General features: G+C 37.1%; 14 protein-coding genes and 2 pseudogenes. 13 read left to right on the top strand and 3 right to left on the bottom strand.

Annotated elements, in window-relative coordinates:
* Window positions 1–92: 92 nt before the first annotated feature.
* From OWR28_RS24195 to OWR28_RS24165, 8 genes are read left to right on the top strand one after another with little or no spacing between them, the layout of a single operon-like run.
* Window positions 93–998, top strand: coding sequence for a hypothetical protein (locus OWR28_RS24195; RefSeq protein ID WP_332388841.1), 906 nt, complete (start codon window positions 93–95; stop codon window positions 996–998).
* Complete coding sequence (locus tag OWR28_RS24190) at window positions 995–1,192, top strand: hypothetical protein (protein ID WP_332388840.1); 198 nt, start codon at window positions 995–997, stop codon at window positions 1,190–1,192. Before OWR28_RS24195 ends, OWR28_RS24190 begins: the two co-directional genes overlap by 4 nt.
* A gap of 34 nt (window positions 1,193–1,226) precedes the next feature.
* Entirely contained in the window at window positions 1,227–1,736 is a 510-nt protein-coding gene (locus tag OWR28_RS24185) for an SH3 domain-containing protein (protein WP_332388839.1), read from the top strand.
* Window positions 1,737–1,744: 8 nt separating this feature from the next.
* The gene (locus tag OWR28_RS27375) at window positions 1,745–2,224 is read left to right on the top strand and encodes a DUF6804 family protein (protein WP_494168524.1); all 480 of its coding nucleotides are present in this window, start codon (window positions 1,745–1,747) and stop codon (window positions 2,222–2,224) included.
* The gene (locus OWR28_RS24180) at window positions 2,154–2,561 is read left to right on the top strand and encodes a hypothetical protein (protein WP_332388838.1); all 408 of its coding nucleotides are present in this window, start codon (window positions 2,154–2,156) and stop codon (window positions 2,559–2,561) included. The genes OWR28_RS27375 and OWR28_RS24180 overlap by 71 nt, the downstream gene beginning before the upstream one ends.
* 5 nt (window positions 2,562–2,566) lie before the next feature.
* Complete coding sequence (locus OWR28_RS24175; protein WP_332388837.1) at window positions 2,567–3,613, top strand: beta-carotene 15,15'-monooxygenase; 1,047 nt, start codon at window positions 2,567–2,569, stop codon at window positions 3,611–3,613.
* Window positions 3,614–3,636: 23 nt separating this feature from the next.
* The gene (locus OWR28_RS24170) at window positions 3,637–3,906 is read left to right on the top strand and encodes a hypothetical protein (protein WP_332388836.1); all 270 of its coding nucleotides are present in this window, start codon (window positions 3,637–3,639) and stop codon (window positions 3,904–3,906) included.
* Window positions 3,907–3,916: 10 nt separating this feature from the next.
* On the top strand, window positions 3,917–4,816 hold the full coding sequence (locus tag OWR28_RS24165; protein ID WP_332388835.1) for a hypothetical protein: 900 nt from the start codon (window positions 3,917–3,919) through the stop codon (window positions 4,814–4,816).
* Between the two features lie 61 nt (window positions 4,817–4,877).
* On the opposite strand, the gene OWR28_RS24160 is transcribed toward OWR28_RS24165, so the two are convergent.
* The 3 genes and pseudogenes from OWR28_RS24160 to OWR28_RS24150 form a co-directional block, all read right to left on the bottom strand.
* A complete protein-coding gene (locus OWR28_RS24160) occupies window positions 4,878–5,333 on the bottom strand; it encodes a GNAT family N-acetyltransferase (protein ID WP_332388834.1) in 456 nt (151 codons plus the stop codon).
* Window positions 5,326–5,949, bottom strand: a complete 624-nt coding sequence (yihA, locus tag OWR28_RS24155; protein WP_332388833.1) for a ribosome biogenesis GTP-binding protein YihA/YsxC — start codon at window positions 5,947–5,949, stop codon at window positions 5,326–5,328. The genes OWR28_RS24160 and yihA overlap by 8 nt, the downstream gene beginning before the upstream one ends.
* A 64-nt stretch (window positions 5,950–6,013) precedes the next feature.
* Window positions 6,014–6,773 (bottom strand): annotated as a pseudogene (locus OWR28_RS24150) (alpha/beta fold hydrolase).
* A 270-nt stretch (window positions 6,774–7,043) separates the two neighbouring features.
* On the opposite strand from OWR28_RS24150, the gene mraZ reads away from it, so the two are divergent.
* The 5 genes and pseudogenes from mraZ (at window position 7,044) to OWR28_RS24125 (ending at window position 12,398) form a co-directional block, all read left to right on the top strand.
* Window positions 7,044–7,502, top strand: a complete 459-nt coding sequence (gene mraZ / locus OWR28_RS24145; RefSeq protein WP_041461948.1) for a division/cell wall cluster transcriptional repressor MraZ — start codon at window positions 7,044–7,046, stop codon at window positions 7,500–7,502.
* A 48-nt stretch (window positions 7,503–7,550) separates the two neighbouring features.
* The gene (rsmH, locus tag OWR28_RS24140; protein ID WP_131436731.1) at window positions 7,551–8,444 is read left to right on the top strand and encodes a 16S rRNA (cytosine(1402)-N(4))-methyltransferase RsmH; all 894 of its coding nucleotides are present in this window, start codon (window positions 7,551–7,553) and stop codon (window positions 8,442–8,444) included.
* Between the two features lie 98 nt (window positions 8,445–8,542).
* Window positions 8,543–8,908: an FtsL-like putative cell division protein gene (locus OWR28_RS24135; RefSeq protein ID WP_002981890.1), complete on the top strand. Its 366-nt coding sequence runs from the start codon at window positions 8,543–8,545 to the stop codon at window positions 8,906–8,908.
* Window positions 8,892–10,883 (top strand): penicillin-binding transpeptidase domain-containing protein, encoded by a 1,992-nt coding sequence (locus OWR28_RS24130; RefSeq protein WP_332388831.1) that lies wholly within the window; start codon window positions 8,892–8,894, stop codon window positions 10,881–10,883. Before OWR28_RS24135 ends, OWR28_RS24130 begins: the two co-directional genes overlap by 17 nt.
* Window positions 10,884–10,939: 56 nt before the next feature.
* A pseudogene (locus OWR28_RS24125) lies at window positions 10,940–12,398 on the top strand (UDP-N-acetylmuramoyl-L-alanyl-D-glutamate--2,6-diaminopimelate ligase).
* Window positions 12,399–12,405: the final 7 nt, after the last annotated feature.

The raw sequence follows: 12,405 nt of genomic DNA, 5'->3' as shown, positions 1-12,405 counted from the left end.
TAATAGAGCAAAGTTTTGGCGCTTCAATTATACTTTTAATTTTGACGGCATTTATAGTTCCATTAACTGGGGATTATATTGTAAGAAAAATAATGAAGATCAATCTTTCAGGAACCCATAAAGTTTTGCAGTCTATCAATTACTCTGAACTTCATACTATTTTACCCACCTATCAGCAAAATGTATTGAACCACAAAAAAGTAATAAGTGATAAGCAAAAAATAAAATTCGGAAGAAAAATTTACTATAATACCTTATGTACTGCCATTGCAGATTTTCATCTCACCCAGAGCAAAATAGCCAAACTTAATGAGATTAAGGTTTATTTCAACTTATCTGATCAGCAAATATTCTTTGAGAAAAACAGGATTTCAGAAAAAACGGTTAAAAACCTGGTGCAGAAATGTTACGCAGACCATGTACTGACTGATTCAGAAGAACAGCAAATTACAAACATGGCTAACTTTCTTCAATTTCCGCTAGATAAAGCAGGAGAGATCAAAAATAAAATCGCTTTTTCATTATTCAACAGAATACTTGAAGAAAAGATATCAGATAACCGCCTTTCTCCAATAAAAGAAACAGAGCTGAAGCAGGCGACAAGAAATCTGAAAATTGACCAGCAGAGTATTACAGCCTTTCTTTCTGACCGAAAAATTAGAAGCTTACGGCATGCCAAGTTACTATGGAATCTTGATCATGGTATTTTTCCGGTTGTTTACAATCCTTCCATAGCTTTAAGCAGAGATGAACAATGTTATTTGAATGTTCATGCAACCCTCATTGAAAACAAACTTGTTCATGCAGGATATTCACGCTCAAGTACCGGTGTTTCTTTCAGGGTTATGAAAGGAGTCAATGCAAGAATTGGCGGCGGAAGGTACCGTCCCGTAAAAGAAAATGTAAGGGAGACCCATCCCGGAACACTATATCTTACCAACTCAAGAATTGTTTTCAATGCCGGAGGAAAAAGTTTCCAAATCCTTTCTGCAAATTGATTTCACACAACGCAAGAGGGGGAAGTCTTGAACTGACAGTCCAAAACAAAAGCTACTCACTCCGTGTAAGTTATAAAGAAGCTGAAATATTTGTGCTTGCATTATCAAGTTCTCTCCGACAGTACAGAAATGCCAATGATCATGTAAAAATACAGGCTATAAGAGAAATCTCTATGAATGAGAATTTCATCTGAAGTCCAAAATCAATTCACCATTAATATTCAAAACATGAAAAAACTAATCCCATTTATCATACTTACCTTCAGCATATTTATCTTAAACTCCTGTTTTAAAGCCAATGACAATGTAGGACATGGCGGAAGATGTACAGGTTCTGCATACTGCACGGCCTGTTCAAATTGCTCAGGATGTGGACACTGCAGCAGCGGAGGGAGCTGCGGAGTTTGCCGGGGCAGTTCTTCCGGGAAAACCTCTGCTAAAAGCAAGTCTAAAAAACACAAACCTTCAGATTCTTATCGATCTTCAAAACCTCACTCCGGTAAACCTCCAAAAGTTTTTATCGATGAGGTAACGGTTAATGTTAATACCAACAACAGATACATTGCAGGCATTGCAGCAATAAATATTTATGAGAGACCTTCCACTGCATCAAAAGTAATAACAACGGTACCTAAGGGAGCCAAACTGATAAAGCTTTCAAAGGAAGGATCATGGTATGAAGTACAAGTGAAATCAACCGGTAAAAAAGGATATGTTTCCAATAAAGACGTAAAATAATCAAAATTATGAAACCATTTCTCACCTTTTGTGCGTTATGTTGTTTCATCGGCATTTTCAGACTTCCCATAGAATATTATACTTTCCTCAGAATTCTTGTTTCTCTTGGAGCCTTGCTGGTTTTATACAATACGTTGAGTTCCGGGCAGCACTATTTTAGTATAATTTTTCTGGTTATCCTGATTCTTTTCAATCCCGTTTTTCCTATGTATCTGTACCGGAAAAGCATTTGGATCCCGATAGATACGATAACAGGAGCTTTATTCTTACTCATTAACTTCATAGAAAGAAAAGAGCTCACAAAAAAAGAAGACGAAACTGTCGAAGAAACCTCAGAGCACCCGCCTCCTATACACCAAAGAACTGTTTCCAGAGACAGAATTATTAATCCCAAAAAACAAAACAAGAATAACCATCATGGAAAACAATCAAATAACAGAAAGCCTCAAAGCCCATTTTCTAAGACTCTATCAAATGGCAATCTGTGATGACGATTTCAGTGCTTTAGAATTAAAAATGCTCTACAAATGTGCAGAAGAAAGAGGGATTTCATCAAAAAATTTAGATGAGATCCTTTTAAATCCGATCAATTTAAAGTCATTGGTACCCCAAACGATCGAAGAAAAAGTAGATTATTTATATGATCTCACTGTCATGATCTGGGCTGATGGAGTCGTTTCTCCGAATGAATACTCTGCCATGCAAAAGTATGTTCTGATGTTTGGTTTTCTGGAAGAAAATACAACAGCTATTGTAGATTACCTCATTGAAGCCATAAAAATCGGCAAGAACAAAAGCGAAATTTTATATGAATTAAAAAACTAATCATCATGGATACCACCAGTATAAAAAATTTATTTAAACTAAAATCCGTTCCGATAGAACCTCAGCAGGAACAGCTTCCTGAAAGTGATGTCATTCCGGGTGGTGAATCTTTCGAAGAAACCCGAAAAAGGACCTACCACGAATCGGGTTACAGAGACAGCTCGCGAACCAACGGAAATCACTCGACCCTATCTATATGTTTGGATGCCGTTTATTCAAAATTTCAGAATGAAGAAAAAGAAATGGTTGAAAAGCAGAAAAATCTTAAAGAATCTTATGTAAACGAACAGAAAAACCGGGAAACTGAAATCAAAGCTTTATTCGTTTCACAGGAGACCAAAGAAGAACAATTACAAAGCAAGAGCACTGAAATTGAGAATCATCAGCATACCATTGAAACATTAAAAGCTGAGATCCTTGATCTTCCCAGAAACCCGGAAAAATATAATATAAAAGCGACAAGAGGAGCTTCTGCAAAATTCTGGATCGGACTTTTTCTTTTGATTCCCATCACCTTATATTTAGGAACATTCTATATCTCTACTTCCTATTCGGCATTTTTTAAAAGTTTTGATGCAAAAAGTACGATTATCCAAAGTGTTTTAGATGCACAGGCTTTCAGTAAAGCATGGAACGAAGGAGTTATTGAAGGAGCATTTGTCACCCTGATTCCCTTTGTATTCCTAGGATTGGGTTACTTGATTCACATGTTCTGGGAGAATAAAACGAGAGCCAACTATATCAAGCTTGGTTTATTATTTATCGTGACATTTATTTTCGACTGCATTTTAGCCTACGAAATTGAGTCAAAATTGTATGAATTAAACAAAACTTTTGAATCTCCGCCCTTTAATATTAAAATTGCTTTTACCAAAATTCAGTTTTGGGGAATAATTTTCGCGGGATTCATTGTATACATTATTTGGGGATTGGTCTTTGACTTTGTAATGAAAGAACACCGTGAAAAAGATAAAATTAAAAATGAACAGGAAATAAGGCTGAAGAGAATTGAATTCTTTCAGGATAAAGTCAATATTTTAAAAAAGAAATAGAAGAAATCCTTTCCAACATCGGAATGATAAAAGAAACTGTTATCAAAACCCGGGGTAGAATTGAAGAGCTTCAGAATATTATTGACGGCGTAATTATTCCGACCAAAGATTACAAACTTTACGCCTCGGAATACGTGCAGGGCTGGATCACTTTTATCGGTGAAAAAATAGCAGTGTCGAGAACGGAAAAACAAACAATGATTGACGACTGCATTGCCACCTACAATACCAGCCTGGAAGCTGTAGGCGCTAATTCCGACAACCAAAATTTAGTGTATTTATCATCTTTATAACGCGCAGATTATGAAAAAGATACTTTATTTATTATTATTCATTTCTTTGGCTTCTTGCTGTAAAAACAAAGACGATGGAACAAACACTGGAAAGATAGATTCTGCGGTGGCTGACCCAAACAATATCAATGTCAGCATTTTGATTGATTTATCCGACAGAATTGATCCTAATACAAACCCAAATCCTACAATGGAATATTATCAACGGGACACAGAATATATCAAAGCCATTGAAAAAGGATTTTTAAACCATATTAAATCAAAAAGAATCATCACCTATGACGATCAGATGCAGGTTTTCTTCAATCCGGAACCTTCAGACCCTAAAATGAATGAGCTTACCAAAGAATTAAAAGTTTCTTTCAATAAAGATACTCCAAGAAATTATTTTGATTCTGTTGATAAAAAATATTCTGAGTTACCTTTAAAAATTTATAATTCAGCAATTAAAGATGGAAAATATGTCGGGTCCGACATCTGGGAATTCTTTAAAAACAAAGTCAAAGATTACTGTATAAAAGATGATCGCAGAAACATCCTTTTCATTTTAACCGACGGGTATATGTATCATCAAAACACGAAGTTTGAAGAAAAAAATGAAAATTCATACAGAACCTCCTATTTAACAACCAAACTTATAAAAGCCAATAACCTGACAACATCCGGTTTTAAAGATACCATTGAAAAAAATGGCTATGGTTTTGTAAAAGCAAATGAAAATCTGAGTAACCTTGAGGTTATCGTTTTAGGAATTAACCCGGAAAAAGGAAACCCTTTCGAAGAAGCTGTTATTAAAGAATACTGGGAAAAATGGTTCAAAGAAATGAAAATTAAAAATTATCAGATTAAATCTGCAGATCTGCCTTCCAACCTGGAGCCCATTATCTTAAAAGCGATTTCAGGGAAATAAAAACACACTCAACATATTTAACTATTAAAAAAAGCGAAGAATACATTTCCTCGCTTTTTCTTTATTTTCTTACCATTTCCGTATGCGGAATATCATCTTCCAGATATTTATTTCCTGTATCTACAAATCCGAATCCGCTGTAAAATTTTAACAGATAATCCTGTGCTGAAATTTTGATTTCAGAAGTATGGAAACGGTTTTCTATGGTTTCTACCGCATACTGAATCAACTGTTTTCCAAGACTTTTTCCCCTTGCCAGTTCAGTGGTAAGAACTCTGCCAATAGAAGTTTCATCATACTTTATTCCTTTGTCAAAAATACGGCAGTAGGCTAAAACCTGCCCGTCTTCTTCTGCCCAGATATGGACTGCTTTCTGGTCATAATTATCCAGATCAGGATAAGGGCAGTTCTGTTCAATAACGAAAACATCAATACGTGCTTTCAGTACCGCATACAGCTCCGGAACAGTAAACTCATCAAATGTTTTGATCTTCCAGACAATATTACTATTACTCATCGAAGCTTATATTATTATGGGTTAAAAACTCATTGGTCTTTTGAATAAAATCAAGAATCTTATCGCCACCTTCTTTCTTTTCTGCTGAGGTAATATACAACTCAGGAAGATCTTCCCATGTTTTATGAAGCTCAGTCTTATAGTCCTCAACATTTTTGATCACTGCATTCGGTTTCAGCTTGTCAGCTTTTGTAAACACAATTGAGAATGGTATTCCGCTTTCGCCACACCACTGGATAAATTCCAGATCAATTTTCTGCGGGGTATGTCTTACATCTACCAGAACAAAAAGATTCACCAGGTTTCTTCTGTTCAGAATATAATTAGTGATCAGTTTTTCAAAATCCTTTCGCTGTACTTTTGAAACCTTTGCATATCCATATCCGGGTAAATCGGTAAGAAACCAGCTTTCATTCACTAAAAAATGATTGATCAGCTGGGTTTTTCCCGGTGTCTGTGATGTTTTGGCAAGATCTTTATGATTCATCATCGCATTGATCAGTGATGACTTTCCTACATTTGACCTTCCGATAAAAGCATACTCGGGAATATTGGGTTCAGGGCATTCCTGCCATTTTCCGCTACTCTTTACAAACTCTGCTGTCTTGATAATCATTTCTTGAATATATTTTAGAAAAATAAACCATTAAGAAAAGCTCTTAATGGTCATTTATATGTTTTTAAACTTTATCTTTTATCCAGTTGTACAGGATTTCATTGAACTCATCCGGCTTTTCCATCATGGCAGCATGACCGCATTTATCTATCCAGAACAAATCTGAATTAGGAATAAACTTGTGCATATCTTCTGCTACTTCCGGCGGAGTTACATTATCCTGTTTACCCCAGATCAGACAGGTTGGTGTCATAATTTTCGGAAGGTCATTCAGCATGTTATGTTTGATGGCACTTCTTGCCAGCATTACTGTTTTTATTCCCTTCATTCTGTCATTGACCACTCCAAAAACTTCATCTACAAGGTCCTCTGTTGCAATCTTTGGATCATAGAATACTTCTTCCGTTTTCTTTCTTATATAAGAACGGTCATTTTCCTTGGAAAGCTGTCTCCGAAAGTTCTTTCATACAATCCGGAGCTTCCTGTAAGAACCAGGTTTTTTACCAGATCAGGTCTTGCCAGGGTAAGAATAAGTCCTACATGGCCTCCCATTGAGTTCCCAACAATGGTTACAGGTCCTGAAATATGACTTTCTATAAACTTGATAATATATTTTGCGATAGTGGTAAGATTCGTATTGAGTACCGGCAGATCATAGATGGGTAACTGAGGCACATACACCTTAAACCCTTTTTCCGAAAAAAATCTACCATTTTATCGAAATTACTCAAACCACCCATTAACCCGTGCAACAGCACTAATGGATGTCCTTCTCCTGCTTCTATATAGGAATATTTCTTTTCTTTTTTTGTACTAAATATCATAAAACGCCTTAATAAAGCCCTGCAAAAATACAAATTAAACCTCAAAAAAATTTTGATTATCCTAATTTAAGATAAAAATAATATAATATTCTCCTTTTTAACTTTTTTTCAAAACCGCTTTATTATGGTCTAAATAACACTTTCAACAAGTCTCTTCATATCAGTATTTTACATTATTGAAATTCAATCTTTAATAAAACTTATTAACATTGAGTCAAAAAGTGGGAAAAAGTGGGAAATTTTGGAAATTATTATATAAATTTGTCCCAAATGAAAAATTTCATTGGGACATATGAGTGTAAAATTGACGACAAAGGCCGCTTAAAAGTTCCTTCATCTTTAATCAAACAGATGGAAAACTTCGACGATAAGGCGTTTGTAGTCAAAAGATCTGTGTTCCAACCTTGTCTGGAAGTTTATCCTATGAATGCATGGGACAAGCTGATGGGCAAAATTAATAAACTGAACAGGTTCATAAAAAAGAATGCTGATTTCATACGAATGTTTACGGCAGGAGTAAAAACAGTGGAACTGGATAATGCAGGAAGACTACAGATTTCCAAAGACCTTACGGTTTTCGCAAATCTTCAGAAAGATATTGTGATTACCAGTGCAGGAGAACTCTTTGAGATTTGGGATAAGGATGCCTACGAAAAGGTGATTGCTACCAACGAAGCTGATTTTGCAAGCCTTGCTGAAGATGTGATGGGTTCTTTCGATGAAGAATAACTGCAGAGATTATTAATTGATAGTATTAAATAAAAAACACAATTAAGCATGTATCATAACCCCGTTTTGTTGAAGCAGAGTGTTGATGATTTGGTGACGAATCCTGACGGAATATACGTGGACTGCACCTTTGGAGGAGGAGGCCATTCAAGAGAAATCCTGAGCCGGCTTTCCGATAAAGGAAGATTGTTCAGTTTTGATCAGGATCTGGATGCACTTAAAAATACAATTGATGATCCGCGTTTTACATTGGTTAATCAGAATTTCAGATTCCTGGAAAACTCATTGCTGATGTATGGTGTTTCACAGGTAGACGGTGTTCTGGCAGACTTAGGGGTGTCTTCCCATCAGTTTGATGAGGCAGACAGAGGCTTTTCAACAAGAAGCAATGCTCCATTGGACATGAGAATGAATGTGATGCAGAATCTTGATGCCAAAAGAGTAATCAATGAATATGAAGAAGAAGAGCTTGCCGATCTTTTTTATCACTATGGAGAATTAAGGGAAGCAAGAAAGCTGGCGAGAGAAATTGTTCATCACAGAAAAACAAAAAGTATAGAAACTACGGAAGATCTGAAAAAATTATTCAGCTACATTCCTCCTCACAAGGTCAATAAATTCTATGCACAGCTTTTTCAGGCGATAAGAATTGAGGTGAACCAGGAGCTTGAAGTATTGAAAGAAATGCTGGTTCAGGCTTACAATGTGTTGAAACCGGAAGGAAGATTAGTCGTTATTTCTTACCATTCCCTGGAAGACCGTCTGGTGAAAAGATTCCTGAAAAACGGAATGTTCGAGGGAGAACCGGAAAGAGATATCTACGGAAATTATAAAAAGGCATTCGAATTGGTCAAGAGTAAAGCGATCATCCCTGATGACAAAGAGATCGAAGAAAACTCAAGAGCCAGAAGCGCCAAGATGAGAACAGGAATTAAAGTATAAAATGTGAATGAGTGAATCGTCAATAGTGAATCATTACGCAAAATAAATTGACTATTGACACGAAGTAAATTCACTGCAAAGCAAATTGACATAATAAATTGGCAAAAAGAACAACAAATCGCCCCCAGAAAAGACTCACTTTTATAGACATTATAAAAGGAAACTTTCTGAACCGTGATGAGATCAAAATACATTACAAGTATTTTCTCCTGCTGTTTGTTCTGATGATGGCCATGATTTATACAAACCATCTCGTCAATAAAAAAATTAAAATTGTAAACGCCTTAAAGGAAGAAACAGAAGAATATAAATCGAGAAATGCTTACGCTCAAAGTAAGCTGATCAAAGTAAAAATGGAATCAGAGCTGGGGAAAGAGGTAGCACGGGATTCATTAATGACCCTGGAAAACCATCCTCACAAATTGCTAATAAAACTGGATAGTACAGATGCAAAAGCAAAATGAATACGACAATAAACGTAAAAAAACGTTACGATGGGGCTACCTCTTTGCAGTGGTAGCTTTGTGCGTGTTTGTTATGTTCTTGGCGAGGATTGTGATCCTTCAGAATACCAATGTCCAGGAAATTAAAGATGATTACATCAATAAAAACTACCGTGAAGCCACTTTAAAAGCTGCCCGCGGTAATCTTTTTGCTTCCGACGGCTCTATTCTCGCCACAACTGTGATGCGGTATGACATCTATCTTGACTTCAAGACGATGAAAGATACGGTGTATTCCAATAACATCGGAGCGCTGACTGATTCCCTGAGTAAAATGTTTGGGAAACCAAGAAGTGAATTCAGACAGAAGTTTGACGAACAGAAGAAAAAGAAAAATCAGTATTACACCTTGGTAAAAGGGCTTGATTTTGACCAGTATGACAGGATCAGAAAGTTCCCGATCTTCAAAAGAGGTAAAAATAAAGGAGGATTTATCGTTGACCGGAACTATAAAAGAGAATTGGCGACATCAGAAATCGGAGCCGGCACCATCGGTATGGATAACGGCGAGCTTAAATCCGGACTGGAAGGCGCTTTTTCAAAATATCTGACAGGTACTGACGGAAAAAGACTGGAACAAAGAATCAACTCTTCCCAGTGGAAACCGATTGATTTCTGGAAAGTTCAGGAACCTGTAGATGGTGAAGATGTTTATACCACTTTAGACCTTAGAATTCAGGATATTGCGCACTCAGCTCTTGAGAAGCAGTTAATTAATTTTGAAGCAAAACACGGTACCGTTATCGTGATGGAAGTTGAAACCGGAAAAGTACGTGCTCTTGTTAATTTAAGAAGAACGGAATCAGGAGAATACGAAGACTCTTACAACTATGCCCTGAAAGATAATATTGAACCCGGATCTACCTTTAAAACCATTTCCCTGCTGGCAGCAATGGATGACGGATTTATTGATGAAAACACAACGGTAAATGTAGGAAACGGAGTATGGGTGTATGCAAAGCAGAGAATCTCTGACGGCCATGGCGGAGGAACATATGATATCAGTGATGTTTTAGCCAAATCAAGCAACGTAGGAACTTCGAAGCTGATCACAAAATATTATGCGGATAAACCACAGATTTTCCTTGATCACCTGAAACGCTGGAAATTATTCGACAAAATGGACATTGAACTTCCCGGTATTACAAAACCAAAAATTGTTACTCCGGAAAACAAAAGATGGAACGCAGCAACCCTTGCCTCCATTTCGTACGGGTATTCTTCCAATATCAACCTGCTTCAATTGACAACATTTTATAATGGGGTAGCGAACGGAGGGAAAATGCTTAAGCCTCTATTCATTGATAAAATCATGAAAGACGGGAAAGTGATGTATCAGGCAAAACCGGAGGTAATGGTCAACAAAATGGCCTCTGAAAAAGCCATTAAAATGATGACCAGTGCTTTAACCAAAGCTGTAGAAAAAGGAACAGGACGAAGCATTTTTACACCTAACCTGAAAATGGCAGGGAAAACAGGAACTGCAAGGTTTGAGTACTGGCTTCCCGGCCCTATGAAGTACCGCGCATCATTCGCAGGCTTTTATCCGGCAGACGCACCCAAATACACCTGTTATGTAATGATCAGTGAACCGAATACGGCAAAAGGGTTTTACGGAGGTTCTGTTTCAGCACCGGTGTTTAAAGAAATTGCGGGAAAAACATTCCTGAAGACGCCACAGAATATTGAAAAAGAAATGCTGGTAGACAAAAAGGTAAACCTGAGCAAAATGGTGGAACCTAATGTCAAAATAGCAGTAAACGATAAACAGATGCCTAACGTAGTAGGATTAATCGGAAAAAACGTAATCCCGCAATTGGAAAACTTAGGCTACCGTGTCGACTATAAAGGAGTAGGAAGAATTAAAGAACAATTCCCTCTGGAAGGCACAACGATCAGTAAAAACCAGAGGATTTATTTATCTCTGCAGAATTAAAAACAAGCCCGGAAAGGCAATTTAAAACAAAATAAGGCAAAGCTTTATTGATAAAGATGATTATAACAGAATTAGTAAACAGAATCCCAGTACTGGAAATCCACGGAGATAACACCCGTGAAGTTACTGAATTGGTGATCGACAGCAGAAAAGTTACAGAAGGTTCTCTTTATGTTGCAATAAGAGGAACAGTAGTGGATGGTCACTCATTCATCGCATCCGCTATTGAAAAAGGAGCGGCAGCAATTGTTTGCGAAGAACTCCCTGAAACATTGGCAGAAAATGTAACGTATATCCTGGTAAAAGATCCCTCTAAAGCCTTAGGACACCTTGCTTCTAACTTTTACGGGAACCCTTCTCAGAAACTCAAACTGATAGGAGTTACAGGAACCAATGGAAAAACTTCTGTTTCTACCCTTCTTTTTGATGTTTTTAAAAACCTGGGCTATCCTGCTGCGTTACTTTCTACTGTTGAAATCAGAATCGATGAAGAAATTATACCGGCAACCCACACTACGCCTGATGTGATTACCATCAACAGGATTTTAGCTGAAGCCGTAGAAAAAGGATGCGAATTTGCTTTCATGGAAGTAAGCTCACACGGAATTGCCCAGAACAGGATTGAAGGGCTCCATTTCAAAATAGCGGGTTTCACCAATCTTACCCATGATCATTTAGACTATCATAAAACATTCGAAGAATATTTAAAAACGAAAAAAGATTCTTTGACGAATTAGAAGATACAGCTATTGCTATCACCAATGTGGATGATAAGAATGGCAATGTCATGCTTCAGAATACAAAGGCTAAAAAGAAGTCTTACGCCCTGAAAACCATGGCAGATTATCACGGAAAACTTTTAGAAGTGGATTTCAACGGAATGCTGCTGAACTTCAACGGAAAAGAATTCTGGACGACATTAACCGGTAAATTCAATGTATATAACTTGCTTCTTGTCTTTGGAATTGCTGCTGAACTAGGTTTTGAACAGGATGAAATTCTTCAGGCCATCAGCAAGTTAAAAGAGTTTCCGGAAGATTTGAAACCCTCAAATCTGATGGAGGAATTTTCTTTATCGTAGATTATGCACATACTCCGGATGCATTGGAAAACATCCTGGACAGCATCAACGATATCAGAACGAAAAATGAAAGATTAATCACCGTGTTCGGCTGCGGAGGAGACAGAGATCATTCCAAAAGACCTGAGATGGGAAATATTGCCACTAAAAAATCAACCTTGGCAATCATCACTTCAGACAATCCGAGAACGGAAGATCCGGCACAGATCATCAAAGAAATTGAAGCAGGCGTGGAACCACAGAACTTCAGCAAATACACTTCAATCCCGGACAGAAAAGAAGCCATAAAAATGGCGATAAAATTTGCAGAGCCCAAAGATATCGTTTTGGTTGCCGGGAAAGGCCACGAAACCTATCAGGAGATCAATGGTGTGAAACATCATTTTGATGACAAAGAAGTAATTAATGAGCTCTGGAAATTAATGAGCAAGTAAATTACAA

Origin of the sequence: Chryseobacterium sp. 1B4, assembly GCF_036631475.1 — a bacterium.
Taxonomy (GTDB): Bacteria; Bacteroidota; Bacteroidia; order Flavobacteriales; family Weeksellaceae; genus Chryseobacterium.
Note: the sequence above shows the minus strand (reverse complement) of the source record. Positions and strands in the feature narration are given on the sequence as shown.

Coding starts and splice junctions, on each gene's coding strand:
- OWR28_RS24195 (WP_332388841.1), top strand. CDS start 93: ATGAAGATCAATCTTTCAGGAACCCATAAAGTTTTGCAGTCTATCAAT.
- OWR28_RS24185 (WP_332388839.1), top strand. CDS start 1,227: ATGAAAAAACTAATCCCATTTATCATACTTACCTTCAGCATATTTATC.
- OWR28_RS27375 (WP_494168524.1), top strand. CDS start 1,745: ATGAAACCATTTCTCACCTTTTGTGCGTTATGTTGTTTCATCGGCATT.
- OWR28_RS24180 (WP_332388838.1), top strand. CDS start 2,154: ATGGAAAACAATCAAATAACAGAAAGCCTCAAAGCCCATTTTCTAAGA.
- OWR28_RS24175 (WP_332388837.1), top strand. CDS start 2,567: ATGGATACCACCAGTATAAAAAATTTATTTAAACTAAAATCCGTTCCG.
- OWR28_RS24170 (WP_332388836.1), top strand. CDS start 3,637: ATGATAAAAGAAACTGTTATCAAAACCCGGGGTAGAATTGAAGAGCTT.
- OWR28_RS24165 (WP_332388835.1), top strand. CDS start 3,917: ATGAAAAAGATACTTTATTTATTATTATTCATTTCTTTGGCTTCTTGC.
- OWR28_RS24160 (WP_332388834.1), bottom strand. CDS start 5,333: ATGAGTAATAGTAATATTGTCTGGAAGATCAAAACATTTGATGAGTTT.
- yihA (WP_332388833.1), bottom strand. CDS start 5,949: ATGATTATCAAGACAGCAGAGTTTGTAAAGAGTAGCGGAAAATGGCAG.
- mraZ (WP_041461948.1), top strand. CDS start 7,044: ATGAAAAATTTCATTGGGACATATGAGTGTAAAATTGACGACAAAGGC.
- rsmH (WP_131436731.1), top strand. CDS start 7,551: ATGTATCATAACCCCGTTTTGTTGAAGCAGAGTGTTGATGATTTGGTG.
- OWR28_RS24130 (WP_332388831.1), top strand. CDS start 8,892: ATGCAAAAGCAAAATGAATACGACAATAAACGTAAAAAAACGTTACGA.